Annotated in this window: 17 protein-coding genes and 3 rRNA genes; all 20 read right to left on the bottom strand. The window is 62.8% G+C overall.

Annotation, left to right across the window (positions count from 1 at the left end; genetic code table 11):
• Positions 1-2,874 (bottom strand): excinuclease ABC subunit UvrA, encoded by a 2,874-nt coding sequence (uvrA, locus tag TC41_RS02520; RefSeq protein WP_014463405.1) that lies wholly within the window; start codon positions 2,872-2,874, stop codon positions 1-3.
• 25 nt (positions 2,875-2,899) lie between these two features.
• The gene (uvrB, locus tag TC41_RS02515) at positions 2,900-4,891 is read right to left on the bottom strand and encodes an excinuclease ABC subunit UvrB (protein WP_014463404.1); all 1,992 of its coding nucleotides are present in this window, start codon (positions 4,889-4,891) and stop codon (positions 2,900-2,902) included.
• Between the two features lie 273 nt (positions 4,892-5,164).
• The gene (locus TC41_RS02510; protein ID WP_014463403.1) at positions 5,165-5,983 is read right to left on the bottom strand and encodes a flagellar motor protein MotB; all 819 of its coding nucleotides are present in this window, start codon (positions 5,981-5,983) and stop codon (positions 5,165-5,167) included.
• The gene (locus TC41_RS02505) at positions 5,958-6,758 is read right to left on the bottom strand and encodes a flagellar motor protein (RefSeq protein WP_014463402.1); all 801 of its coding nucleotides are present in this window, start codon (positions 6,756-6,758) and stop codon (positions 5,958-5,960) included. Before TC41_RS02505 ends, TC41_RS02510 begins: the two co-directional genes overlap by 26 nt.
• Positions 6,759-6,772: 14 nt before the next feature.
• Positions 6,773-8,062, bottom strand: coding sequence for a PDZ domain-containing protein (locus TC41_RS02500; RefSeq protein WP_014463401.1), 1,290 nt, complete (start codon positions 8,060-8,062; stop codon positions 6,773-6,775).
• A 40-nt stretch (positions 8,063-8,102) separates the two neighbouring features.
• Entirely contained in the window at positions 8,103-8,993 is an 891-nt protein-coding gene (gene ftsX / locus TC41_RS02495; protein WP_041694931.1) for a permease-like cell division protein FtsX, read from the bottom strand.
• Positions 8,983-9,669 (bottom strand): cell division ATP-binding protein FtsE, encoded by a 687-nt coding sequence (gene ftsE, locus TC41_RS02490; RefSeq protein ID WP_012809834.1) that lies wholly within the window; start codon positions 9,667-9,669, stop codon positions 8,983-8,985. Before ftsE ends, ftsX begins: the two co-directional genes overlap by 11 nt.
• A 175-nt stretch (positions 9,670-9,844) precedes the next feature.
• On the bottom strand, positions 9,845-10,978 hold the full coding sequence (gene menC, locus TC41_RS02485; protein WP_041694930.1) for an o-succinylbenzoate synthase: 1,134 nt from the start codon (positions 10,976-10,978) through the stop codon (positions 9,845-9,847).
• Between the two features lie 372 nt (positions 10,979-11,350).
• Positions 11,351-11,467, bottom strand: a 5S ribosomal RNA gene (rrf, locus tag TC41_RS02480).
• A gap of 41 nt (positions 11,468-11,508) precedes the next feature.
• A 23S ribosomal RNA gene (locus TC41_RS02475) occupies positions 11,509-14,450 on the bottom strand.
• Positions 14,451-14,557: 107 nt separating this feature from the next.
• Positions 14,558-16,098, bottom strand: a 16S ribosomal RNA gene (locus TC41_RS02470).
• The 16S, 23S and 5S rRNA genes sit together here, the layout of an rRNA operon.
• Positions 16,099-16,369: 271 nt before the next feature.
• Positions 16,370-17,329, bottom strand: coding sequence for an EamA family transporter (locus tag TC41_RS02465; RefSeq protein WP_014463398.1), 960 nt, complete (start codon positions 17,327-17,329; stop codon positions 16,370-16,372).
• Positions 17,330-17,404: 75 nt separating this feature from the next.
• Positions 17,405-18,691 (bottom strand): phosphoribosylamine--glycine ligase, encoded by a 1,287-nt coding sequence (gene purD, locus TC41_RS02460; RefSeq protein WP_041694929.1) that lies wholly within the window; start codon positions 18,689-18,691, stop codon positions 17,405-17,407.
• Between the two features lie 29 nt (positions 18,692-18,720).
• Complete coding sequence (purH, locus tag TC41_RS02455; protein WP_014463396.1) at positions 18,721-20,289, bottom strand: bifunctional phosphoribosylaminoimidazolecarboxamide formyltransferase/IMP cyclohydrolase; 1,569 nt, start codon at positions 20,287-20,289, stop codon at positions 18,721-18,723.
• A gap of 36 nt (positions 20,290-20,325) precedes the next feature.
• Positions 20,326-21,351, bottom strand: coding sequence for a phosphoribosylformylglycinamidine cyclo-ligase (purM, locus tag TC41_RS02450; RefSeq protein ID WP_014463395.1), 1,026 nt, complete (start codon positions 21,349-21,351; stop codon positions 20,326-20,328).
• Between the two features lie 3 nt (positions 21,352-21,354).
• Positions 21,355-22,797: an amidophosphoribosyltransferase gene (gene purF, locus TC41_RS02445; protein WP_014463394.1), complete on the bottom strand. Its 1,443-nt coding sequence runs from the start codon at positions 22,795-22,797 to the stop codon at positions 21,355-21,357.
• Positions 22,798-22,817: 20 nt separating this feature from the next.
• The gene (purL, locus tag TC41_RS02440) at positions 22,818-25,052 is read right to left on the bottom strand and encodes a phosphoribosylformylglycinamidine synthase subunit PurL (protein WP_014463393.1); all 2,235 of its coding nucleotides are present in this window, start codon (positions 25,050-25,052) and stop codon (positions 22,818-22,820) included.
• A complete protein-coding gene (purQ, locus tag TC41_RS02435) occupies positions 25,045-25,725 on the bottom strand; it encodes a phosphoribosylformylglycinamidine synthase subunit PurQ (RefSeq protein WP_014463392.1) in 681 nt (226 codons plus the stop codon). Before purQ ends, purL begins: the two co-directional genes overlap by 8 nt.
• A complete protein-coding gene (purS, locus tag TC41_RS02430; RefSeq protein ID WP_014463391.1) occupies positions 25,722-25,982 on the bottom strand; it encodes a phosphoribosylformylglycinamidine synthase subunit PurS in 261 nt (86 codons plus the stop codon). Before purS ends, purQ begins: the two co-directional genes overlap by 4 nt.
• On the bottom strand, positions 25,979-26,698 hold the full coding sequence (gene purC, locus TC41_RS02425; protein WP_041694928.1) for a phosphoribosylaminoimidazolesuccinocarboxamide synthase: 720 nt from the start codon (positions 26,696-26,698) through the stop codon (positions 25,979-25,981). Before purC ends, purS begins: the two co-directional genes overlap by 4 nt.
• Positions 26,699-26,713 lie beyond the last annotated feature (15 nt).

Genomic DNA, 26,713 nt, shown 5'->3' with positions numbered 1-26,713 from the left:
TCAGTCGCAGGCCGCCTCGAGATCCACTGCTCGGCGCGCGGCCATTCGGGCGCGATCCCGCTCCAAAATGGGACGGAGGAACCGCCCCGTGTGCGACTGGGGATTGCGGCAGACCTCCTCAGGCGCACCGGCCGCCACGACCTGACCGCCGCGGCTGCCGCCCTCCGGGCCGAGATCGATGAGATAGTCCGCCGTCTTGATGACGTCCAGGTTGTGCTCAATCACGAGCACCGTATCCCCATTCTCGACCAGGCGGTGAAGGACCGTCAAGAGCCGCTCGATGTCCGCCACGTGCAGCCCCGTCGTCGGCTCGTCCAGAATGTACAGCGTGCGCCCGTTCGACCGGCGATGCAGCTCGGATGCCAGCTTCACGCGCTGCGCCTCGCCGCCCGAGAGCGTCGTCGCCGGCTGGCCGAGTTTGATGTACCCAAGCCCTACGTCCACCAGCGTCTGCAAGCGGCGGCGGATCCGCGGAATATTTTCGAAGAACGCGCATGCGTCCTCCACTGTCATGTCGAGCACATCCGCGATGTTCTTGCCCTTGAAGGTGACCTCGAGTGTCTCGCGGTTGTACCGCTTGCCCTTACACACCTCGCAGGGCACGTATACATCGGGAAGGAAATGCATCTCAATTTTGATGATCCCGTCGCCCTTGCACGCCTCGCACCGGCCGCCGCGCACGTTGAATGAGAAGCGCCCCTTCTTGTAGCCGCGCATCTTCGCCTCGTTCGTCGCGGCAAACAAGTCGCGGATGTCGTCGAACACGCCCGTGTACGTAGCTGGGTTCGATCGCGGCGTGCGCCCAATCGGCGACTGGTCGATGTCGACCACCTTGTCCAGGTGTTCGAGCCCTAAGATGACGTCGTGATCGCCCGGCTTGACGCGCGCGCGGTTCAGATCCCGCGCCAGCGCCTTATGGATGATCTCGTTCACAAGCGTGGACTTGCCCGAGCCGGAAACGCCGGTGACGCACGTGAAGAGCCCAATGGGAATGCGGACGTCGAAGTTCTTCAGATTGTTCTCTCGCGCGCCGCGCACCTCGAGCCAGCGCCCATCTGGCTTTCGCCGCTCCTCTGGAACGGGAATGAAGCGCCGCCCGGACAAATACTGCCCCGTGAGCGAAGCGGGATTTTCCATGATCTCGGCCGGCGTCCCCTGCGCCACCACCTCGCCGCCGTGAATGCCCGCGCCCGGGCCCATGTCGATGATGTGATCCGCGGCGAGCATGGTGTCCTCGTCGTGCTCCACCACAATCAGCGTGTTGCCGAGATCGCGCATGTGCTCGAGCGTTCGGATGAGGCGCTCGTTGTCCCGCTGGTGGAGGCCGATGCTCGGTTCGTCGAGGATGTACAGCACACCCATGAGGGAAGAGCCGAGTTGCGTCGCGAGCCGAATCCGCTGCGCTTCCCCGCCCGACAGCGTGCCGGCCGATCTCGCCAAGGTCAGGTAATCGAGGCCCACATCCCGCAAAAATCCGAGCCTGCTCTCAATCTCTTTCAAAATCTGGCGAGCGATGTGCATCTCCTTCTCGGAGAGCTCGAGCCCCCGGAAAAACGCGAGCGCCTCGCCGACCGTCATCTCCGTGACCTCGGCGATGTTTTTCCCGCCCACGCGGACGGCCAGACTTTGCGGTTTGAGACGCCGGCCGTGGCACGCGGGGCACGGCTTCGCGCTCATGAAGGACTCGATGAATTCGCGGATGGACTCGGACGTCGACTCGCGGTATCGGCGTTCCAGATTGGGAATCACGCCCTCGAATGGAATGTGAGCGGTCTTGTGCTGGCCGAAGTCGTTCTCATACGAGAAGCGAATGAGCTGGCCGTTTCCGCGTAGGAGGAGCTGTACGGCCTCCTCGGGCAGTTCCGCGATAGGCACGTCCGTCGGAATGCCGAATGCTCTGCATGCGGCCCGCAGCAGTTCCGGATAGTAGTTCGAGAAGGATCCGCTCCAGGGCGCAATGGCCCCTTCCTCAATGGTCAGCGACGGATTCGGGATGACGAGCTGCTCGTCCACTTCCAGGTTGACGCCGAGGCCCGTGCACGTCTCGCAGGCGCCGAACGGGCTATTAAACGAGAACATGCGCGGCGCCAACTCGTCCACCTGAAAACCGCAGTGCGGGCATGCGGCGTTCTGACTGAACAGCATTTCCTCGCCGTCGATGACGTCGATCACGACAATGCCGCCGGACAGGGCGAGTGCCGTCTCCAGCGAATCCGCCAACCGGCTCGCGATGTCATCGCGCACGACGAGGCGGTCGACGACCACCTCGATGGTGTGCTTGCGATTCTTTTCGAGCTGGATGTCCTCGTCGAGATCGCGCACTTCGCCGTCGACGCGCACCCGGACGAAGCCCTGCTTCCGCATCTGCTCGAATACCCGCTGATGCTCGCCCTTGCGCCCTCGGACCACCGGCGCCAGCACCTGGAGCCTGGTGCGCTCGGGCAATTGAAGGACGCGATCGACCATCTGCTCGATGGTCTGGGACTGAATCGGGATGCCGCAATGGGGGCAGAAGGGCTGCCCCACCCGCGCGAACAGAAGCCGGAGATAGTCGTAGATCTCGGTCACCGTGCCGACCGTCGATCGCGGATTCCGGCTGGTCGTCTTTTGATCAATCGAAATCGCAGGCGACAAGCCGTCGATGGCGTCGACGTCCGGCTTGTCCATCTGGCCCAGGAACTGGCGGGCGTAAGCCGAGAGCGACTCGACGTACCGCCGTTGTCCCTCGGCGTAGATGGTGTCAAAGGCGAGCGACGATTTGCCGGATCCGCTGAGGCCGGTGATCACGACGAATTTGTCGCGCGGGATCTTGACGTCGATATTTTTCAAATTGTGCACGCGAGCCCCGCGCACGTGGATATAATCCTGTGGCATGCCGTCTTCCTTCTTCCTTTGCGCCTCACGACGCGTCCATGAGTTCCATGATCATATCGCGCAGCTCTGCGGCTCGCTCGAACTCGAGCGCTTTCGCGGCCGCCTTCATTTCCTGCTCCAGCTTCGCAATAAGTTCCTTGCGCTCGCGGCCCGACAGCTTTTGCGCCTTTTCCGCCACGGCCACGTAGTCCTCCTCCGACTCCGCCACCTTGGTGGACTCAATCACGTCCCGCACCGCCTTGCGAACGGTCTGCGGGATGATGCCGTGTTCTCGATTGTACGCCATCTGCTTTTGCCTCCTGCGCTCCGTCTCCTCGATAGCAATGCGCATCGACTCGGTGATGGTGTCGGCATACATGATGACCGTGCCGTTCGCGTTGCGCGCCGCGCGACCGATGGTCTGAATGAGCGACGTGTGTGACCGGAGAAACCCTTCCTTATCCGCGTCCAAGATGGCGACAAGCGACACCTCCGGCAGATCCAGCCCCTCTCGCAGGAGGTTGATCCCCACCAGCACGTCGAACACGCCGCGCCGAAGGTCGCGCAAGATCACCATGCGCTCGATGGTCTTGATGTCCGAATGGAGGTAGCGGACCTTGATGCCGAGCTCTTTCAGATAATCGGTCAGGTCCTCCGCCATCTTCTTTGTCAATGTGGTCACGAGGACCCGCTCGTCGCGCCGGATGCGCTCGCGGATCTCGCCGACGAGATCGTCAATCTGCCCTTTGACGGGCCGCACGTGGATCTCCGGATCCACGAGCCCTGTCGGGCGGATAATCTGCTCGACAATGCGCTGCTGATGCCGCTGCTCGTAGGGCCCGGGTGTGGCGCTGACGTAGATACACTGCCCCACGGCCCGCTCGAACTCCTCGAACTTGAGCGGGCGGTTGTCCGCGGCCGAAGGCAGCCGGAACCCGTGCTCGATAAGCGTCAGCTTGCGGCTCCGGTCGCCGTTGTACATGCCGCGTAGCTGCGGGATGGTGACGTGAGACTCGTCGATGAACGTGAGAAAGCCCGGCGGAAAGTAATCGAGGAGCGTGTATGGAGGCTCTCCGGCTTCACGGCCCTCGAGGTGCCGCGAATAGTTCTCGATCCCGGAGCAAAAGCCCATTTCGAGCATCATTTCGATGTCGTAGTTGGTCCGCTGCTCAAGCCGCTGCGCTTCCAGCAGCTTGCCCTGAGCGCGCAGTTCCGCGAGCCGCTCCTCCAACTCTGCGCGAATCCGCTCGATGGCCCTCTCCAATCGCTCGCGCGATGTGACATAGTGCGACGCGGGAAAGACGCTGAAGTGCGACCTCCGCGCCACCACTTCTCCGGTCAGCACGTTGATCTCCGAGATTCGGTCGATCTCGTCGCCAAAAAATTCGACGCGAATCGCATTTTCGTCGCGGGAGGCCGGAAAAATTTCGACGACGTCCCCCCGCACGCGGAACGTGCCGCGCGTAAAGTTGATGTCGTTGCGGGTATATTGCATATCCACCAGCTTGCGAAGCACCTGGTTGCGGTCCATCACGGCACCCACCCGCAGCGAAAGCACGTGATGCCGATACTCTTCAGGATTGCCGAGGCCGTAGATGGCGGATACGCTCGCGACCACCAGCACGTCGTTCCGCTCCAGAATCGCAGCCGTGGCGGAGTGGCGCAACTTGTCGATCTCGTCATTGATTTTCGCGTCTTTCTCGATATACGTGTCCGTCGACGGGATGTACGCCTCCGGCTGATAGTAGTCGTAGTAGCTGACGAAATACTCCACGGCGTTGTTGGGAAAGAACGCGCGAAACTCGGCCGCCAACTGCGCGGCGAGCGTCTTGTTGTGCGCGATGACCAGCGTCGGGCGGTTGACCTCCGCGATGATGTTAGCCATGGTGAACGTCTTCCCCGATCCCGTCACGCCAAGCAACGTCTGGTGACGGAGGCCGCTGTACACCCCATCGACGAGCGCCTCAATCGCCTGAGGCTGATCGCCCTGAGGTTTCATGTCCGTCACAAGCTCAAACTTGCCAGGTAATTGGGACATGACTCGCCCTCCTTGCTCCTTGGCTCATCCGCGGACGGAGATGGACACAGCCTCACTCTATCACACCGAACGAGAAAAAGGGAACAAACGTTCCCTCCAAAACTCGCGATCTGATTGCGTGAGATCACCTACTCATTATAAAAAACGGAAGCGACGGGTGCAAAGCGGACTCGGCCCGTCCTTCCCTTGTTCGCGCGAAAGGGCCTCTAGCCAACAGAGGCGTCCACGCGGAGAAGAAGAGCTTCTGCATAGACATTCGTCGCAACTCGCAGCTCAGTTGGTGGGGAGCGCGGGGGCGGTGCCAGGCGCGTAGATCTTGCGCAGGATCACGATGTTCACGCGGCGGTTGGCCTGGCGACCTGCCGGCGTGGCGTTCGACGCCACCGGATGATACTGACCGTAACCCATGCCGGCCAGGCGCGTGGGGTTGATGCCGTGATCGGCCAAGAAGCGCACCACGCTCATGGCGCGCGCGGCGGAAAGCTCCCAGTTGGACGGGTAGATGGGCGTGTTGATGGGCTGCGTGTCCGTGTAACCTTCTACCACGATGTCGTTGGAGATCTGCTTGAAGAACGGAATGAGCCCTTCGATAATGGCCTTGGCCTTGGGCAAAAGGACGGCCTGTCCCGTGTTGAAGAGCGCCACGTCCCGCATGGTGATCTGCACGCCGCGCGCCTCATCCACGACCTGCACTTCGCCCGTCAGATGATGGTTCGCGATATATTGCTGAATTTCCCGATATAACAAATCGAGCTGCTTCGCGTCCGTGAGGTCCTCGTTCGACTGCTGGTTCTGCGTCGTCGCGTTGGTTGGGTTGTTAGGGTTCTGCAGGTTGTCTGGGAACTGTTGGCCATTGTTCTGATCGCCGCTTTCGAGCAGCGCCGTCGTTCCCATGTTCAGCGGGATCTGCTGGCCGGGATGCAGTGCCTGATACAGCGATTCGGCCAGCGTTGCGAAGCGCGTCTTGTCGATGGTCGACATCGCGAACATCACGACGAAAAACACGAGCAAGAGCGTGATGAGATCGGAATACGTCACCAGCCAACGCTCGTGGTTCTGCTTGTGCTTAGGCTTCTTGCTGCGCCGCTCCACTCTGAACCCCCGCCTTCTTCTCCACGCGATCCGACGCCGCCAGGAACGAGAGCAGCTTTTGCCTCAACACGTTCGGGTTCTCGCCAGCCTGAATGGACAGGATGCCCTCGAGGGTCATTTCCCGCTCGAGCATCTCCTCCTGCGATCTCGCCCTCAACTTGTTGGCGACGGGGAGCCAAAAGATGTTTGCGCTCGCGACGCCATAGAGTGTGGCAATAAAAGCTGTCGCAATCTCAGGCCCGAGCGAACTCACGTCCGTCAGACTGCCGAGCACGTGCACAAGCCCCATCACCGTGCCGATGATGCCCATGGTCGGCGCGAATCCGCCGGCGGCCTCGAACATGGTGATCCCCACCTCGTGCCGCTCCTCGATGTGCGCGAGCTCTGTCTGCAACATGTCCTTCACCAGTTCCGGGTCGATCCCGTCCACAATCAGCCGGACACCGTTGCGCATGAATGCGTCGTCGAACGAGTTCACATGGTCTTCTAGCGCGAGAATGCCCTCTCGGCGGGCCATGACGGCGAGATCGACTAACTGATCGATCTGCGCGCGTGGATCTCGCTTGGGCGCGAAGAAGGCGATCCGCAGGTACTTCGGCAGAGACAGAAAGACCTTTAGAGGGCTCGACAGCATCGTCGCCCCAAGTGTGCCACCGAACACAATCATCATGGCAGAAGGTTGAATGAGCGCGGCGATGTTTCCTTTGTCGAGGATGTAGCCCCCGAGAAGACCGCCAATGCCGAGGAGCAACCCGAGTACCGTTGCGAAATCCATGCGAACGCCTCCTTCTATGAGCGAGATGTCTCATCACGCCTCGCGCCGCCAGGTATGCGCAGATACAGTGTCTCGAGAAAGCCAAACGGCCGCTTCAGTCGAAGTGCCGGCTCTTCTCCGGGCAGGACAAAAATGAGGCCGAGGTTGTGGCGCTCTCCCTCGAACACAGGACTCGATACCAAGCGGGGTTCGCCGCGTCGGTCCGTGATTTGAAAGCGCGCATACGCCGGATTTTGTTCCAGCGCGAAGTGGAAATCGTACTCCGTGTGAACAGGCGCTTGATTGACGTGCGTGATGAGTTCCCCGGGACGAATGCCGAGCCGCTCTGCAAGCGAACCGCGGATCACGTACAACACGCGTAGTCCCTCGCTGTCCGGAGCAAAGTGAGGTTCCAGGGCTCGATCCATTCGCCTTACCGCAATCCGGAACAGCTCCGTCAGAACGATTGTTGCACCCGCCGCATAAACTGCGGCCTGTTGGCCCCAAATGTAAACACCCGCGAAGCCCGCAGCTAAGACGAGCCCGCGAATGACGTCGAACCAGCGCAGGTAGTGGAGCGCCCGCTCCACGCGCAGCGAGGTGAGCAGTGCGTGCCAGCCAAGCGCGAGCGGCACGGCAAACCATGCAAGCGGCTGCCCCAAAACCACGTGCCACGGGTGCCAGCCCGAGATGAACGCCAACTCTGAATGCGCGAACGGTGTCACCCACACCGCCACAGGCACCACATAGCCGAACTGGAGTTTCATCGCCCCCATCCGCCGGCCTCGCCGGGAGGTGACGAGCGCCGGCAGGATGGCATCGCGCGTCCCCCACAGGCCGAGTACGGCCTCGGACAGCGCGGCAATGGCAGCGATGGCGAGCCAATCCCCCTGCGGCATGTCCACGATGGCCCGCCAAACAGGCAAAAGTCCCGCTGGCACAGCGCCGTGATAGGCGCGCGCAAGCCAAGAAAGCAGAACGGACACGGAGATGGCGATGGGCGCCGCGGCCAGCCGTGATCGGATCACGCCGAGCACAATCGACACGACGAACACGTACAGCGCGGACGAGATCGTCACCTGAGCCCCAGCCGCAAGCAATGCGCAGCTCGCCACGAGTCCCACGACGACCGCCCTGCCGTAGCGCAGGAGAAGCGTCTTGCCGATTCGCGTGACGCGCACGCCAAACCAAGCCCGCTCTCGGCGCACGTTTCTCACCAGATCCCAAATCACGAAGCTTGTCGCCACGTAGTGATAAGGGTTCAGCACAAAGCTCAGCAGCAACAGGCCAACGAGCGCCCACCAGCCATTCGCCGTCACATGCATGGAAGCGTATCCCTTTCTCTAGCCCGCAGTGAAGGCCATGCTACACGCGGAGAAAGCGCCGGACGGTGATGACGCCTCCCCACATGCCGATCAAAAGTCCCATGGCGATCAGAATCACCGCAAGCTTGACCTCGATCTGACTCGCCTGGACAAGCGGAAATGCCAACCCGCTGAACACACCCTTTGCCTTCGCATAGAGCGAACGGTAGCCATACACGAGAAGCGCAACCGGGATCACGCTGCCGACGAGCCCGATGATCATGCCCTCGATGATAAACGGCCAGCGAATGAACCAATTGGTCGCGCCGACCAGCTTCATGATCTCGATCTCTCTGCGGCGGTGAAAGATGGTCATGCGGATGGTGTTCGAGATGAGGAACATGGAAGTGATGACGAGCCCCACCACGAACACGATGCCAATATCCCTCACAACCGCCAAGGTACGGAAGATGGCAGCCGCGAGCTTGTGCGGATCCCGCACGGCCGCGACACCCGGAATCTCGCTCACCTCTTTAGCTAGTCGATCAATCTGATGCGGATCTTGCGGCTTCACGACAATCTGAATCGGGAGCGGGTTTTGCTTGAAGGCGTTCAGGACGTCGCTCAATTCCTGCCCCAGCTCTTGTTTCATTTGCTGAAGCCCTTCATTCTTGGAAATCACCTGCACGGACGCCACGCCCGGCAGGGCGCGAATCTCCTGCGCCACCTGCTCACCCTGCTTCTCAGAAGCGTTCACGTTCAAGAACGCGCTGAACTCGAGCTGCCCCGTCACGCTGTTTGACATCTGTTCAACATTGAAAGTGAGAATCAGAGAAAAACCGAGCACCGCCAACGTCACAATCACGGCGCTCAGCGCCGCAAACGACATCCAACCGTTGCGGATGACATTCTTGCACCCCTCGCGCACGTGCCGCAGCCATCTAGTCATCATAGCCGTAATACCCTTTCTCCTCGTCTCGCACGATCACGCCGTTCTCAATCGCGATGACACGCTTACGCATCGTGTTGACAATCTCCCGGTTGTGTGTCGCCATCACGATGGTCGTGCCGAGATCGTTGATCCGCTGAAAAAGGCGCATCACGTCCCACGATGTCTCCGGATCCAGATTGCCTGTGGGCTCGTCCGCGATGAGCACAGCTGGATTGTTGGCAAGCGACCTCGCGACGGCCACTCGCTGCTGCTCGCCGCCCGACAGCTGATGCGGATACATGTTCATCTTGTCTTCCAAGCCCACTTGTTCGAGAACTTCCCGAACTCGTTTGCGAATGTACTTGGGCGGCGCGCCGATGACCTCGAGCGCAAATGCGACGTTCTCCGCCGCCGTCAGCTTGGGAAGCAGCTTGAAGTCCTGAAACACCACGCCGATAGTCCGGCGCAACAAGGGAATTTTGCGATCTTTCAACTTCTCAATGTTGAATCCATTGATGAAGATGTGCCCGCGCGTTGGTCGCTCCTCGCGGTACATCAACTTGATGAAGGTCGATTTTCCGGCTCCACTCGGGCCGACGATGTACACAAACTCGCCTTTCTGAATTCGAACCGAAATGCCATTCAGGGCCTGGGTCCCGTTGGGATACTCCTTCCAGACGTCCTGCATTTCAATCACTGTGCAGATCTACCCCTCATCCCATGATGTAGTGACCATGTTCTTCTCTCTCGTCTGTTCACGTGTGACCTTTTTGCCCCGATGCACATTCGACCCCCACGACACATACTGACCCACTTCGACACCGTACGCCGAAAATCCTGTTGGCAAATAGTGTCCAACATGCGAACTTGACTCAGAGCGTTCTCAGGTCAACCGTCCAGATCGCTGTCGAAAACCGGCGCACGGCATCGCGGTCGACCCAATCCGCCACGCCGGCGCATTGCGGGACCTGGATCACCCCAGGTTCGACGAACGCAATGGGCTCCTTCAGGACGTCCCGCTCGAAATATCGGTCACTCGGGCCGAGATCGGTCGCATAGCGCATCAGAGGTAGCGAAGCGGTGATGAGCCCGTGCAGGCGCCCCACGCCGGTTTCATACATCCCTCCAACCCAGGCGGACATGCCTGCGTCACCCGCCACGTCAAGGGCCTGCAACGTCGCTCCAAAGCCACCCAACCGCCCAGGCTTGACGTTCAACACACGAGCCGCACCGAGCCGTGACGCGAGCTCCAACTCTCGAGCGGAACGGACACTTTCATCGAGGCAAATCGGGGTCCGCAACGAGGCCTGGAGGTCGGCCAGGTCGAACCAGTCGTCTTCTGACAGGGGCTCTTCTAGGAATTGAAGATGATATGAGTCCAGCCGCTGAAGCATGGGAACATCGCCTGGTTGATAACTCCCATTTGCGTCGGCTGCAATGGCCAGGTCCGGATAACGCAGGCGGACCGCTTCGATGGGGGCGCGATCCCGCCCTGGCGCAATCTTAAGCTTCACTCTGCGGAATCCCTGTTCTACCGCGCTGTCGACGGACTGGATAAGCGCATCCAGCGATTCCGACAGCCCGAACGTCGCGCCGACTTCCACGCGATCTCGGCCACCTCCGAGCAGGCTGGCCAGAGGTTGTCCGGTCCTCGACGCGTACCAATCCCAAACCGCCATCTCCAGTGCAGCCACACTCATTCGATTGCCATACACATCTTGAAAAGCCGTGTAAACGGTTCTGGGATTAACGTCCTGAGCAGTGCCGCGAAGCCATCTCGCGAATCTGGGCACGAGGTGATGGATCAGGATAACCCAAGCGGTGTCCGTGCACTCCTCCGTGTAGGTCGGCTCCGCGAGCGCCACACATTCAGCCCAACCCTCAATCCCGTCGGCATCCTTTAGCTGCACAAGGATAGCCTGCTTCTCGCGAACATGGCCGTGAGCCGTCTGCATTGGAAACTTCAACGGCAGAGAGAGGCGGTATAGCGTGCAAGTCTGAATCATGCGGGAACCCCTCTTGTTCCGACAGCGTAGAAACACCTGCGAGTCATTGTGGTCATTTCAGAGGTATATCGCAACACTAGAGATGTTGCAAGCCATACGAGAAAAGCCACGGGCCCCTCTGATGTGGCTCCGTGGCTTGATACTTACAGGCATGTTTCAGGACACTGATTTGAGGTGATCCATGATGATGGCAGCCGCCTTGAACGTATAAGGCGCAGCATTCATCCACTTGTTTTGCTTCGTCGGCCATCCTGTGAAATGGTCGTCCTTATATTCATACCACAGCTCGCCGTCGAAAACAATGATAGCCGAACGTAATTGTCAGAGAGCGCATGAAAAAGGCCAGGCTGATGTGCCTGACCTTTGTCACTCGCCTGGCAACGACCTACCTTCCCAGGAGGCTGCCCTCCCAGTATTCTCGGCGCTGGAGGTCTTCACGTCCGTGTTCGGTATGGGTACGGGTGTTGCCCCTCCGCTATGGTCACCAGACCGGTTGCGTTTGGCCCTTGCCTTTGTGCATAGGGAGTGTTCAGGTGAAGCCCTCGACCGATTCGTATCTGTCCGCTCCACGCATCACTGCGCTTCCACGCCAGACCGATCCACCTCGTCGTCTTCGAGGGGTCTTACTTCCTTCACGGAATGGGATACGTCATCTTGAGGCGGGCTTCGCGCTTAGATGCTTTCAGCGCTTATCCCTTCCCGACTTGGCTACCCAGCGGTGCCCCTGGCGGGACAACTGGTACACCAGCGGTCGGTTCATCCCGGTCCTCTCGTACTAGGGACAACCCCTCTCACGTATCCTGCGCCCGCGGCAGATAGGGACCGAACTGTCTCACGACGTTCTGAACCCAGCTCGCGTACCGCTTTAATGGGCGAACAGCCCAACCCTTGGGACCGACTTCAGCCCCAGGATGCGATGAGCCGACATCGAGGTGCCAAACCTCCCCGTCGATGTGAACTCTTGGGGGAGATCAGCCTGTTATCCCCGGGGTAGCTTTTATCCGTTGAGCGATGGCCCTTCCACTCGGAACCACCGGGGTCACTAAGCCCGACTTTCGTCCCTGCTCGACCTGTCCGTCTCGCAGTCAAGCTCCCTTTTTGCCTTTTGCACGCTACGCGCGATTTCCATCCGCGCTGAGGGAACCTTTGGGCGCCTCCGTTACCCTTTAGGAGGCGACCGCCCCAGTCAAACTGTCCGCCTGACACTGTCCCGCCTCGCGTCCTCACAAGGCCGGTTAGAACAACCGTGTCCCAAGGGTGGTATCCCAACGCCGACTCCACTCAGGCTGGCGCCCAAGCTTCTCCGTCTCCCACCTATCCTGTACATGGAACACCGTTGTCCCATATCAGGCTACAGTCAAGCTCCACGGGTCTTCCGTCTAACCGCGGGTAACCTGCATCTTCACAGGTACTACAATTTCACCGGGTCTCTCGTTGAGACAGCGCCCAAGTCGTTACGCCTTTCGTGCGGGTCGGAACTTACCCGACAAGGAATTTCGCTACCTTAGGACCGTTATAGTTACGGCCGCCGTTTACTGGGGCTTCGATTCGGACCTTCGGGGGTACACCCCCTAAGCCCTCCTCTTAACCTTCCAGCACCGGGCAGGCGTCAGCCCCTATACGTCGCCTTTCGGCTTCGCAGAGACCTGTGTTTTGCTAAACAGTCGCTTGGGCCTTTTCACTGCGGCTCTTCCTCCAGGAAGAGCGCCCCTTCTCCCGAAGTTACGGGGCCATTTTGCCGAGTTCCTTAACGAGAGTTCTCCCGCGCGCCTTCGTGTTCTCCACGCGCCCACCTGTGTCGGTTTCCGGTACGGGCACCTTCGGCTCGCTAGAGGCTTTTTCTCGGCAGTGTGAACGTCGGGACTTCGGTACTGTCCTTCCCTCCCATCACNGCTCACGCTTTCCAGGGTNCGCAATTTCACTACACCCCAGCTCGCTGCTTGGACGCCTCTTCCATCCGGCCGCTTCCCCTGTCCTCCTGCGTCACCCCTTGCTCAAGCGCCTACGGTGGTACAGGAATGTCAACCTGTTCTCCTTCGGCTACGCCTTTCGGCCTCGCCTTAGGTCCCGACTGACCCTGGGCGGACGAGCCTTCCCCAGGAAACCTTGGGCTTTCGGCGGAGGGGATTCTCACCCCTCTTTCGCTACTCATACCGGCATTCTCACTTCCATGCGCTCCACCTTGCCTTCCGGCTCAGCTTCCCCGCACATGGAACGCTCCCCTACCATGTCGCCATCCCGAGCTTCGGTGTCCGGTTAGCCCCGTTCCATTCCGCGCAGCGCCACTCGACCAGTGAGCTATTACGCACTCTTTCAATGATGGCTGCTTCTAAGCCAACATCCTGGTTGTCTTCGCAGCGCCACATCGTTCCCCACTCAACCGGAACTTCGGGACCTTAGCTGCGGGTCTGGGCTGTTTCCCTCTCGACTACGGACCTTATCGCTCGCAGTCTCACTGCCAGGTTCCTCGACATTGTGGCATTCGCAGTTTGACGAAGCTTGGTAGCCCTCGCGGGCCCCGCACCCCATCAGCGCTCTACCTCCACAACTCATCCCCTGACGCTAGCCCTCAAGCTATTTCGGGGAGAACCAGCTATCACCGGGTTCGATTGGCATTTCACCCCTACCCCCAGTTCATCCCCTGGCTTTTCAACGCCAGTGGGTTCGGGCCTCCATGCGGTGTTACCCGCACTTCACCCTGACCAGGGGTAGATCACCCGGTTTCGGGTCGATGCGGACGAACTCACGCCCTCTTCAGACTCGCTTTCGCTTCGGCTTAGGCTCCTCCGCCTTTACCTCGCTCGCCCGCATCACTCGCCGGTTCATTCTACAAAAGGCACGCCGTCACACCTTTCGGTGCTCCGACTGCTTGTAGGCACACGGTTTCAGGTTCTCTTTCACTCCGCTCCCGCGGTCCTTTTCACCTTTCCCTCACGGTACTCGTTCACTATCGGTCGCCAAGGAGTATTTAGCCTTAGGAGGTGGTCCTCCCAGATTCCTACGGGATTCCTCGTGTCCCGCAGTACTCGGGGTCTGTTTCCACCCTCGTGCGCGCGTTTCGGATACCGGGCTCTCACCGTCTCTGGCCGGCCTTCCCAGACCGTTCTCCTACGCACTCACTCGGGCTGGCTACCCTGCAGCTCGCCGCAAACAGCCCCTCTACCCCGCATGCGCAACGGCTGCAGCCTTTCCCACGCATGCGGTTTAGGCTCCTCCGCTTTCGCTCGCCACTACTCACGGAATCGCGTTTGCTTTCTCTTCCTCGGGGTACTGAGATGTTTCACTTCCCCCGGTTCCCCGCTTAACGCCTTTCGGCCTTAAGCTGCTGGCGCTTCCCGCCAGCGGGTTCCCCCATTCGGACATCCACGGATCTCAGCCCGCTTACGGCTCCCCGTGGCATTTCGGCGTTCGCCCCGTCCTTCTTCGGCTCTTGGCGCCTAGGCATCCACCGTGTGCCCTTCCTAGCTTCACCTTGCCTTTCTCCCTATGCACTTGCCAAGGTCCTCCGAGAGAGCTCTCGCTCCCTCAAAACTAAACACACCCAACCCCCAAACCCGCAAGCCCCGTCCTTCTCCCTAGAAAGGAGGTGATCCAGCCGCACCTTCCGGTACGGCTACCTTGTTACGACTTCACCCCAATCATCGACCCACTTCGGCGGCTGGCTCCCCTTTCGGGGTTACCTCACCGACTTCGGGTGTTGCCGAACTCTCGTGGTGTGACGGGCGGTGTGTACAAGGCCCGGGAACGTATTCACCGCGGCATGCTGATCCGCGATTACTAGCAATTCCGGCTTCATGCAGGCGAGTTGCAGCCTGCAATCCGAACTACGAGCGGTCTTTTTTGGGTTTTCGCTCCGCCTCGCGGCTTCGCCTCCCTTTGTACCGCCCATTGTAGCACGTGTGTAGCCCAGGACATCAGGGGCATGATGATTTGACGTCATCCCCGCCTTCCTCCGACTTACGCCGGCAGTCACCTGTGAGTCCCCGCCTCAACGCGCTGGTAACACAGGTCAAGGGTTGCGCTCGTTGCGGGACTGAACCCAACATCTCACGACACGAGCTGACGACAACCATGCACCACCTGTCTCCTCTGCCCCGAAGGGAAGGTGCATCTCTGCACCCGTCAGAGGGATGTCAAGCCCTGGTAAGGTTCTTCGCGTTGCTTCGAATTAAACCACATGCTCCACTGCTTGTGCGGGCCCCCGTCAATTCCTTTGAGTTTCAGTCTTGCGACCGTACTCCCCAGGCGGAGTGCTTATTGGGTTTCCTTCGGCACTGGGGTGTGTCCCCCCAACACCTAGCACTCATCGTTTACGGCGTGGACTACCAGGGTATCTAATCCTGTTTGCTCCCCACGCTTTCGTGCCTCAGCGTCAGTCACTGTCCAGCAAGGCGCCTTCGCCACTGGTATTCCTCCACATCTCTACGCATTTCACCGCTACACGTGGAATTCCCCTTGCCTCTCCAGCACTCAAGTCAAGCAGTTTCCAGAGCCATCCCATGGTTGAGCCATGGACTTTCACTCCAGACTTGCTCGACCGCCTACGCACCCTTTACGCCCAGTGATTCCGGACAACGCTCGCCCCCTACGTTTTACCGCGGCTGCTGGCACGTAGTTAGCCGGGGCTTCCTCACTCGGTACCGTCTCGCATGGGGGCTTTCCACTCCCCATGCCGCTCTCCCCGAGCAACAGAGCTTTACAACCCGAAGGCCTTCTTCGCTCACGCGGCGTTGCTCCGTCAGGCTTGCGCCCATTGCGGAAGATTCCCTACTGCTGCCTCCCGTAGGAGTCTGGGCCGTGTCTCAGTCCCAGTGTGGCCGGTCACCCTCTCAGGTCGGCTACGCATCGTCGCCTTGGTGGGCCGTTACCCCGCCAACTAGCTAATGCGCCGCGGGCTCCTCTCTCAGCGGCCCAATCGGGCCTTTCCCCGCAAGAAGATGCCTCCTCGCGGGCGTATCCGGCATTAGCGCCCGTTTCCGGGCGTTATTCCGGTCTGAAAGGCAGATTACCCACGTGTTCCTCACCCGTCCGCCGCTGACCTCAAAAGAGGTCCGCTCGACTTGCATGTATTAGGCACGCCGCCAGCGTTCGTCCTGAGCCAGGATCAAACTCTCAATCCAAGTGCTTTATCCTGACCGTTCGGTCACAAGGACTTACGGGCTTGGTGGTCTCGTGTGTTTAGTTTTCAAGGAGCGATTCCCGCGCCACCGCGCGGATTTCCTGCCGCCTCGCGGGCGGCGAGAATGATATTAACACCGATGATGGCCCCATGTCAACACAAAATGGCCACACATTTTATGGAATCCCGCCGTCTCGTTGATTTCGGCCTTTCTGCACAACGAACGCCGCAGTTGGCCGCGAATCTCCGCTTCGAGCCGCCAGTTATGGCCTTCAGCGCTTTGGCGCCTCTCGCCACTTCACCGCCCGGCTGCGGCGCCAACGCATACCGAGTTGTTGCGCACTTGCCGCTTCGGCCGTCGGCCCTTTTTCCCTACTCATCGCCTCGCTTATCACCATGCCGGCGAGGATGAGGAGCACGCCGAGCCAGCGAAGGGGCGAGACGTGATCGCCATTCATGAGCCACGCGCCGACGACGGCCACGGGCAACTCCAGCGTGCCGAGCACGGCCGCCATGCGCCCGCCGATGTGCGGGATGGCGATGAGGGCAAAGAGCGTAGGCAGCACCTGGCTCAGGAGCGCGATCCAAAAGCCCCAGAACAGGGTGGTCGATGGACTAGCAGCGAGATGACGCACAAACGCACCGGGAGGAAACACCGAGAGCACCGCGATGCCGGCGACTGTGACGACCAGTGCGGAGCGGAGCTCGGGAGAGACGGCGGGATCGTTCTGCGCGGAGACAGTCAGATTGATGGCATAGGCGAGCGCGGCGCCGAGGCCGAGCAGGGCGGCGCCCACGGGCACGTTCTTCCATGATGCGCCGGTTGCGCCCACCGCGAGGACGGTGCCGCCGAGGATGAGGAGAAGTCCGAGCCACTTCGCAGGACCAGGCCAGCGGCGGTGCCAGACCGCGTCGATGAGCGTCGCCATCCACACGAACTGGAACATGAACACGATGGCGAGGGAAGCGGGAAGCACGGCGAGCGCACGGTAATAGGTGTAGCAAAACAGCGCATTCATGAGGCCGATGAGCACGATGAGCATCCACTGGCGGCGGTTGATCCGCTTACCGCGATGCCGGAAGATCGCGACGAGCCAAAGACACACCGCAGCGATGGCGTACTGAGCGTCGGTCGCCGTGGCCGGATCGAGCCCAGCCGCGTACGCGATGCGCAACACGGGCGAGACGATGCCGTACATCGCGGCCGCACAGAGCATCATGATGGCGTACAACGCGATCCCTCCTCCGCAGACAGGCGGCCGGCAGGGGGCCGACCGCTGCTCCGCAGATAAGGATAGCGCACATTGCTAGGATTGCCAATTATGTGCGATATCGCGGCGATACTGCGCTCCGTTAAAGTGGATTGACGAAACCGCCGTGTAGGCGCGGTCGATAGCGCCTGGGATATTCTGATCGACCGCGGTGATGGTGAGCACCCGGCCGCCTGAGGTCTCGAGGCGCCCGCCGTCGCCGAAGCGCGTCCCCGCATGAAACACCGTCACGCCCTCCGGGATTTCACCCGGCAGCTCGATGGGCACCCCCGTCTCCGACGAAGCCGGATACCCCGCGCTCGCCATCACCACGCACACCGCCGCGTCCTGGCGCCACGAAACCATGGCGGGATCGAGGCGATCGTGCGCTACCGCCCACATGACCTCGAACAGATCGCCCGCGAAAAGCGGCAGGACCACCTCGGTCTCCGGATCGCCGAAGCGGCAGTTGAACTCCACCACCTTCGGCCCCTCATCGGTCAGCATGAGCCCGGCGTACAGCACGCCGCGGTACACCACGCCCATCTCGCGCAGGCGCGCGAGCGTCGGCCGCACAATCTCTCGGGTGACGCGGTCGATCACGTCCTCGGTCACGCGGGGCACAGGCGAGAATGCTCCCATGCCGCCCGTGTTCGGGCCGCGATCGCCGTCCAACAGGCGCTTGAAGTCGCGCGCGGGGAGCATCGGCACGGCGTTGTGCGCGTCCACGAAGTACATGAGCGATAGCTCCACGCCCTGCATGAATTCCTCGATCACGACACGCCGGCCGGACGTGCCGAACCGCCCGCGGACGAGCATCTCCTCGAGCGCGGCCTCCGCTTCTGTCACGGTTTCTGCCACCACCACGCCCTTTCCCGCCGCGAGCCCGTCCGCCTTGACGACAATGGGCGCGCCCTGCGCGCGGACGTACGCGCGCGCCTCCTCCACGTCCGAAAACGCCCGATGGCGCGCGGTCGGCACGCCCGCCTCCTCCATGACGCGCTTGGAAAACGCCTTGGACGCCTCGAGCTGCGCCGCCTCGCGGCTCGGGCCAAAGACCGGGATGCCCGCCACGGCGAGCGCGTCCGCCATGCCCTCGGCCAGCGGCTGCTCGGGGCCCACCACGACGAGATCGATACCCGTGTCCTGACAGAATCGGATCAAAGCGCCGTGATCGGACGCGGCGACGGGCACAAGCTCAGCCAACGCCGCCATGCCCGGGTTCCCTGGCGCCGCGTACAGCTCGGGCCGGCTCGCGCTCTGCGCCAGCTTCCAGACGATGGCGTGCTCGCGAGCGCCCTGGCCGACGACGAGCACGCGCGGGCGCCGCACTTCGTTTGCCATGGATTCTCCCCCTTGATTCAGCGCAGGTTTCAATGCAAGAAATGCCGTTCGCCGGTGAACACCATCGCGATCCCGGCCTCATCCGCGGCGGCGATGCTGTCCTCGTCGCGGATGGAACCCCCCGGCTGGACGATGGCGGCAATGCCCGCGCGCGCCGCGGCGTCGACGGTGTCTCGCATCGGGAAGAACGCGTCCGACGCCAACACCGCGCCCTTCGCCCGCGTCCCCGCTTGCTTGAGGGCGATCTCGGCCGCGCCGACGCGGTTCATCTGCCCCGCGCCGATGCCGAGCGTCTTATCCCGCTCTGCCACGACGATGGCGTTCGACTTGACGAACTGCACCGCGCGCCACGCGAAGCGAAGCGCCTCATATTCGGCGTCCGTGGGCGCCCGCTTCGTCACGACGCGCCAACTGCGCGGATCGATGGGCGTGGCGAGATCGACCGTCTGCGCCAGGAAGCCGCCCGTCACGCGCCGGAACGTCACGTCGCCGGGGCGCCACAAGGGCTGCGACATGTCGACCGAGAGAAGGCGCAGGTTCTTCTTCTTGGCGAGGACCTCGCGCGCCCCCTCGCTGAACGACGGCGCGATGACAATCTCGAGGAAGATGCCGGCGAGCCGTTCCGCCAGCCCGCGGTCCACCTCGCGGTTCAGCGCAACAATGCCGCCGAAGATGGAGACGGGATCCGCCTCGTACGCCCGCTCGAACGCCTGCTCAAGGGTCTCGCCCCGGCCAATGCCGCACGGATTCATGTGTTTCACCGCCACCGCGACGGGCTCGCGGAAGTCGTCGAACGCGCGCAGGATCTGAAGCGCGCTGTCGGCGTCCTGAATGTTGTTATAGGAGAGTTCCTTGCCCTGAAGCTGCTCCGCGCGCGCGATGGTGGCTTTGGTGGCGTTCGGCTCCATGTAAAACTGGGCGCGCTGGTGCGGATTCTCCCCGTAGCGCAGGTCCTGCTTCGCGACGCCCGTCACGTGGAACACCTGCGGCCAGTCGCCCGCCACCTCGGCGCTTACGTCGAGATGACCCGCCAGGTAGTCGGCGATGAGCGCGTCGTAGCGCGAAATGGTCCGGAACACCTTCGCGGCGAGCTCGCGGCGAAGCGCCCGCGGCACCTCTCCTTGGCGCAGCGCTTGAAGGACGCGATCGTAATCCGCGGGGTCGATGACGGGCAGCACGAATTCGTGATTTTTGGCGGCGCTTCTCAACATGGCCGGGCCGCCGATGTCGATCATCTCGATGGCCTCTTCGTCCGCCACGCCCTCGCGCTCGATGGTCTTCGCGAAAGGGTACAGGTTCACGACGACGAGATCGATGGCGCGGATGCCGTGCTCCTCGATCTGCCGGACGTGCTCGGGCACATCGCGGCGCGCGAGCAGGCCGCCGTGCACCTTGGGGTGGAGCGTCTTCACGCGGCCGTCCAGAATTTCCGGAAAGCCGGTGTGCTCGTCGATGGGCGTGACCGGAATGCCCGACTGCTCCAGCAATTTCGCAGTGCCGCCGGTCGAGAGGATATCGAAGCCGAGATCCCTGAGCGCCTCGCAGAAGGGGACAATCCCGCCCTTGTCATACACGCTCACGAGCGCCAGTTTCGCCACGTTCCCACTCCTTTGTGCGGTTGCCCCGCTCTCTACTCATATGAACCTCACGCCCCGCGCCCCGCGCGCGACGCGCCCGATGTCGTACACCGCCTCGCCCTCGACCTGAAGAAGCTCCGCCGCGCGCGCGGCCTCCGCCTCCGGCAGGGCGATGACGTAGCCGATGCCGAGATTCCAGATGCGCGACGCCTCCTCGAAGGAAAGGCCGCTCGCCTCAAGCAGCCACTGAAACACCGGCTGCATCGGCCACGATCCGCGCCGCACCTGCGCCTCGCATCCCTCCGGCATCACGCGCGGCAGGTTGTCGACAATCCCGCCGCCCGTGATGTGCGCCATCGCGGACACCCGCACGCCTTCGCGCAGGAGCCTGAGCACGCTCTTGACGTAGATCCGCGTGGGGCGCAAAAGCACCTCGGCCACATCCGCGTCCTCGCCGGGGAACGGATCGGTCAGCCGAAGGCCGTGCTCGGCCACGAGTTTGCGCACGAGGGAGTAGCCGTTCGAGTGCACGCCGTTTGACGCGAGCCCGAGGAGCACGTCGCCCTCCCGCACGGCCGATCCGTCCACCATCTCCCCGCGATTGACGCAGCCCACAGCGAAGCCGGCGAGATCGTACTCCCCATCGCCGTACATGCCGGGCATCTCGGCCGTTTCGCCGCCCACGAGCGCGGCGCCCGCCTGGCGGCAGCCCTCCGCCACGCCTGACACCACGGCCTCGGCCACGCCGACGTCGAGCTTGCCGACGGCCAGATAATCGAGGAAGAAGAGCGGCTCCGCGCCCACCGTCAGGATGTCGTTCACGCACATCGCCACGCAGTCAATGCCGATGGTGTCGTGCCGCCCCGCGGCGATGGCGATCTTCAGCTTCGTGCCGACGCCGTCGGTGCCGGAAACCAGGACGGGTTCCGGGAATCGGGCGAGATCGAGCGCGAACCCGCTGGCAAAACCACCGATGGCCGCCAGCACCTCGGGCCGAAGGGTCGCCTTGGCCAGTCCCGCGTACCGCTTCGCCGCCTCGTTTCCCGCGTCGATGTCGACGCCCGCTTGCTTGTACAGATCCAACGTTCACCCTCCTATGCGGATGGGCTCCATGCCCTCGTTCAGCGTCTGATCGATCAAACTCGTCGGATAGCGGCGCGTAAAGCACGCGTTGCAGAACGGCACGGGCGATCCCGGCGGAAAGCCGAACGCCTGCATGAGTTCATCCACCGTGAGAAACTCCAGCGAATCCGCCTCAATGGCGCGCCGGATCTCTTCAATGGAATGGCGCGCCGCGATGAGTTCGTCCTCCTTCGCCGTGTCGATCCCGTAGTGGCACGGGCTGACGTACGGCGGGCTCGAGATGCGGACGTGCACCTCGAGCGCCCCCGCGCCGCGCAGCAGCCGCACAATGCGCCGCGACGTGGTGCCCCGGACGATGGAATCGTCGATGAGGACGACGCGCTTGCCTTCGACCACCGAGCGCACGGCGTTCAGCTTCAGCCGCACGCCGAGATCGCGCAGCTCCTGCGAAGGCTGGATGAACGTGCGGGCGATGTACTTGTTTTTGATGAGCCCCGTCTCGAGCGGAAGCCCGCTCTGCTCGGCGTATCCCGCCGCCGCCGACACGCTCGAATCCGGCACGCCAATCACGATGTCGCCCGGCGCAGGATGCCGCTCGGCCAGGATGCGCCCGAGCTGTTTTCGCACGCTGTGCACGTTCCAGCCGTCCACGTCGCTGTCCGGCCGCGCGAAGTACACGTGTTCGAACGTGCACATGCGCCTTGCGCGGCGGGGAGCGAAGCGGACGGAGCGCACGCCGTGGTGCGTGATGTGCAGCAGCTCGCCCGGCTCCACGTCGCGCACGAGCGTGGCGCCCACCGTCTCGAAGGCGCAGGATTCGGACGCCACCACGTGCGCGTCCCCGAGCCGCCCGAGCACCATCGGGCGCAGGCCGAACGGATCGCGCACGGCGATGAGCTCGTCATCACTCAGGATGACGAGCGCGAAGCCGCCCTCGATCTTCTGCACCGCGCGGGCGACGAGATCGGCCAAATCGCCAGCGCCCTCCTTCGCGATGAGGTGCGCGATGACCTCGGTGTCCGACGTCGTCTGGAACAGGCTCCCCTGTTCCTCCAACTGAATGCGCAGAAACCGCGCGTTGACGAGGTTGCCGTTGTGCGCAATGGCGAAATTGCGCGCGTGCGTCGCGAGCGCGATGGGCTGCGCGTTCTGAATGGTGTTCGATCCGGCCGTCGAGTAGCGTACGTGGCCGATGGCGGCGTGGCCATGGAGCCCCTCGAGCTCGCCCGCGCGAAACACGTCGGTCAAAAGCCCGAGGCCCTTGTGGCTGTACATGCGTGATCCGTCGGTGGAAGTGATGCCAGCCGCCTCTTGTCCGCGGTGCTGAAGCGCGACGAGCCCGTAGTACGTCAGCGCTGCCGCCCGCGGGTGACCAAAGATGCCAAAGACGCCACACTCTTCGCGCGGCTTATCGCCGTAAGTCGCCTGCTTTTCCACGCTATCCACGCCTGGTCTCTCCTTTTTGGTCAAAGCGTTGCGCGCGAGTCGACAGCATCCTGGCGAAGGAGGCTTGGAATGGCAGTGCGATAGGCCTCCTCCAAGTCGGCGAGCGAAACGCGGACGAGATCGCCCGCAAATGAGACTTCGAGATACGGCGCATCAGTGAATTCCCCTGCGACGCGCGCCGGGACGTCGAGCGCGCGAGCGAGATGGAGGAGCGCATCGAGCGCATCCGGGGAAACGGCGGCGATGGCGCGCCCCTGCGCTTCGGAAAACAGCCAGCCGGCTGGCTGCACGCCGTCGGGCGCGATGAGCGACGCGCCGCACCCTGCTCCGATGGCCATTTCCGCGATGGCGACGGCCAGGCCGCCTTCGGACACATCATGTACGGCCGCGGCGGCGCGCTCCGCGGCGATGCGCTGCAGGAGTTGGTGCAGGCGGCGCTCCGCGGCGAGATCGAGATACGGTGCGTCGCCCACCGGCTCGCCACACGCTAGTTCAGCGAAGAGCGATCCGTCGAGATCATCGTCCTCGCGCCCGAGGAGGACGAGCTTCAGCCCACGCGCCTCGCGCGGCACAGACGGCATGCGGCGGGAAATGCCGTCCAGCACGCCGACGCAGCCGACGATGGGCGTCGGATCGATGTCCTGACCGCGCGACTCGTTGTAGAGCGACACGTTGCCGCTGACCACGGGCGTGTCGAGCGCCCGACACGCCTCGGCCATGCCGTCGATGGCGTCGGACAACTGGCGCATGACCGCGGGCTTTTCGGGATTGCCGAAGTTGAGGCAGTTGGTGATGGCGAGCGGCCTGGCGCCCACCGCGGCGACGTTGCGCGCGGCTTCCGCCACCGCGATGGCGCCGCCCTTTTTCGGATTCAACCGGACGTAGCGCGCGTTGCCGTCGGTCGCCATGGCCACCGCCTTGTCGAGATCCGGCACCTTGACGAGCGCTGCGTCCATGCCGGGACCCAACACGGTCTGCGCACGCACCATCGTGTCGTACTGGCGGTACACCCACGACTTGTCGGCGACGTTCGGATGGCGCATGACGTCGAGCCAGGCCCCCGCGAGATAGCTCGGCTCGGGAATGGACGCCCGCTTCGGCGATACGGGCGGGCCAACCGGCCGCTCGTACACCGGCGCCTCATCGACGAGCGCGCGGACTGGGATTTCCGCGACCACTTCCCCGTGCCACAAGAGGCGCAGCATGCCGTCGTCCGTGACGCGGCCCACGTCGGCCACCTCGAGGCCATAACGGCGAAAGATGGCGAACGCCACCTCCTCCTTGCCGCGCTCGAGCACGACGAGCATGCGCTCCTGCGACTCGGACAGCATCATCTCGTACGGGGTCATGCCCGTCTCCCGCACCGGGACGCGATCCAGCACGAGCTCGATGCCGCCGCCCGCTCGGCTCGCCATCTCCGCGGACGACGAGGTCAGTCCGGCCGCGCCCATGTCCTGAATGCCGACAACCGCGCCGGTGGCGATGAGCTCGAGGCACGCCTCCATCAGGAGCTTGCCGAGGAAGGGATCGCCCACCTGCACCGCCGAGCGCTCCTTCTCCTCCGGATCCTCGGCCGATGCGAACGTGGCGCCGTGGATGCCGTCGCGGCCCGTGCGCGCGCCGACGACGAAGACCGGGTTGCCGACGCCCTTGGCCTCCCCGCGGACGATGCGGTCTGCCCGCAGGATACCGACGCACATCGCGTTCACCAGCGGGTTCTGGCGGTACGTCGGCGAAAACTGCACCTCGCCCCCCACCGTGGGGATGCCTACGCAGTTCCCATATCCGCCAATGCCAGCCACCACCTGCGTGAACAAATACCGCGTGCGCGCGTCGTCCAGCGGCCCGAAGCGCAGGCTGTCGAGAAACGCGATGGGCCGGGCGCCCATGGTGAAGATGTCGCGCAGGATGCCGCCGACGCCCGTCGCCGCGCCCTGGTACGGCTCGACGGCGGAGGGGTGATTGTGGCTCTCCATCTTGAACGCGACGGCCCAACCGTCGCCGATGTCCACCACGCCCGCGTTTTCCCCGGGGCCCTGCAGCACCTGCAGGCCCGTCGTCGGGAACCTGCGCAGGTGCACCTTGGAGCTCTTGTAGCTGCAGTGCTCCGACCAGAGCACGCCGAAGATGCCCGCCTCGACGTAGTTCGGCAGCCGGCCGAGCTTCTCCACCACCCGCTCGTACTCGCTGTCCGAGAGCCCCAGGCTTCGGTAGATGGCGCCATCCCGGATCTCTTCTGGCGTTGGCTCACGCATGCGTTAGGCCCTCCTCGACGTGCGCGTGAATCGATTGAAACATGCGAATGCCGTCCTCCGAACCCATCCAGTCGATCACGGCCCGCTCGGGGTGCGGCATGAGGCCAAGCACGTTCCGCCTGGCGTTCAAGATGCCCGCGATGTCGTCCACGGATCCGTTCGGATTCTCGACGTAGCGGAACGCCACGCGGCCGTCGCGGCGAAGCTCGTCCAAGACCTCGTGCTCCGCGTGATAGCGGCCTTCGCCGTGCGCGATGGGAATGCGAATGACCTCCCCGGGCTGATACAGGCGCGTGAACGGGGAATCGTTCGTCTCCACGCGAAGTTTCGCGATCTCGCAGCGAAACTGAAGATGATGGTTGGCGAGGAGCGCCCCCGGCAATAGCCCCGCCTCCGTCAAGATCTGAAACCCGTTGCAGATGCCGATGACCGGCTTGCCGCGCTCGGCCTCGCGCGCGACCGCGCGCACCACGGGCGAGAACCGCGCGATGGCACCCGTGCGGAGATAATCTCCGTAGGAGAACCCGCCCGGCAACACAATCGCGTCGTAGGCGCTGAGATCCTCCGCGTCGTGCCAGACGAGATCGACCGCATCCCCCGTCACCAGGCGGATGGCCTGCTCGGCGTCGCGATCGCAATTGGACCCGGGAAACACCACCACCGCCCACCTCATTGGCCTCGCTCCTTGATTTCGAACGCGTACGTCTCCATGACGGGGTTGGCGAGCACCTTCTGGCACATCTCGTCCACCTGGCGCGCCGCCGCCTGTTCGTCTTCCGCCTCGAGCGTCATCTGAATGAACTTGCCGATGCGCACCTCGCCCGCGCCTTCAAAGCCGAGCGACACGAGGGCGCCGTGCACCGCGTGCCCCTGCGGATCGAAGACGGACGGCTTCAACCACACCTTGACCTCGACCTCAAACTGCTTCAACGCGCCACGCCTCCTTTGAGCCGCGCCCACACCTCTTGATACGCCTGTTCGACGCCGCCGAGATCGCGCCGGAACCTGTCTTTATCCAGTTTCTCCCTCGTTCGTTCATCCCAAAGCCGGCATGTGTCCGGGGAGATTTCGTCCGCCAGGACGATCTCGCCCGACGGAAGCCGCCCGAACTCCAGCTTGAAGTCGACGAGGATGAGCCCGGCCTCGCGGAAGCGCCGGACAAGAAGATGGTTCACGGCGAGCGCGAGGCGCCGAAGTTCCTCGAGGTCGTCCGCCGTGGCCAGGTGCAGAATGAGAGCGTGATCGTCCGTCACGAGCGGATCGCCGAGCGCGTCGTTCTTGTAGTAGAACTCGACCAAAGGCCGCTCCAGCACCGTGCCCTCTTCGATGCCAAACCGCTTGGAGAAGCTGCCGGCCGCGAGGTTGCGGACGACGACCTCGAGCGGGATGATCTCCACCTTGCGCACCAGGGTCTCTCGTTCAGAGATTTCTTCCACGAAGTGTGTCGGCACACCGTGCTCCTCGAGGTAGCGGAACAGGAGGTTGCTCATCTGGTTGTTGATGGCGCCCTTGCCGACAATGGTGCCGCGCTTCTCCCCGTTGAACGCGGTGGCGTCGTCTTTGTACAGGATGCGCACCACGCCGGGGTCGGACGTCGCAAACACCTTTTTCGCCTTGCCTTCGTAGAGCAGCGTTTCCTCGGCCATTTCGCCCATCCTTTC

Source organism: Alicyclobacillus acidocaldarius subsp. acidocaldarius Tc-4-1, assembly GCF_000219875.1.
Classification (GTDB): Bacteria; Bacillota; Bacilli; order Alicyclobacillales; family Alicyclobacillaceae; genus Alicyclobacillus; species Alicyclobacillus acidocaldarius_A.
The sequence above is the reverse complement of the archived record's forward strand: the minus strand, read 5'-3'. Positions and strand labels throughout refer to the sequence as shown.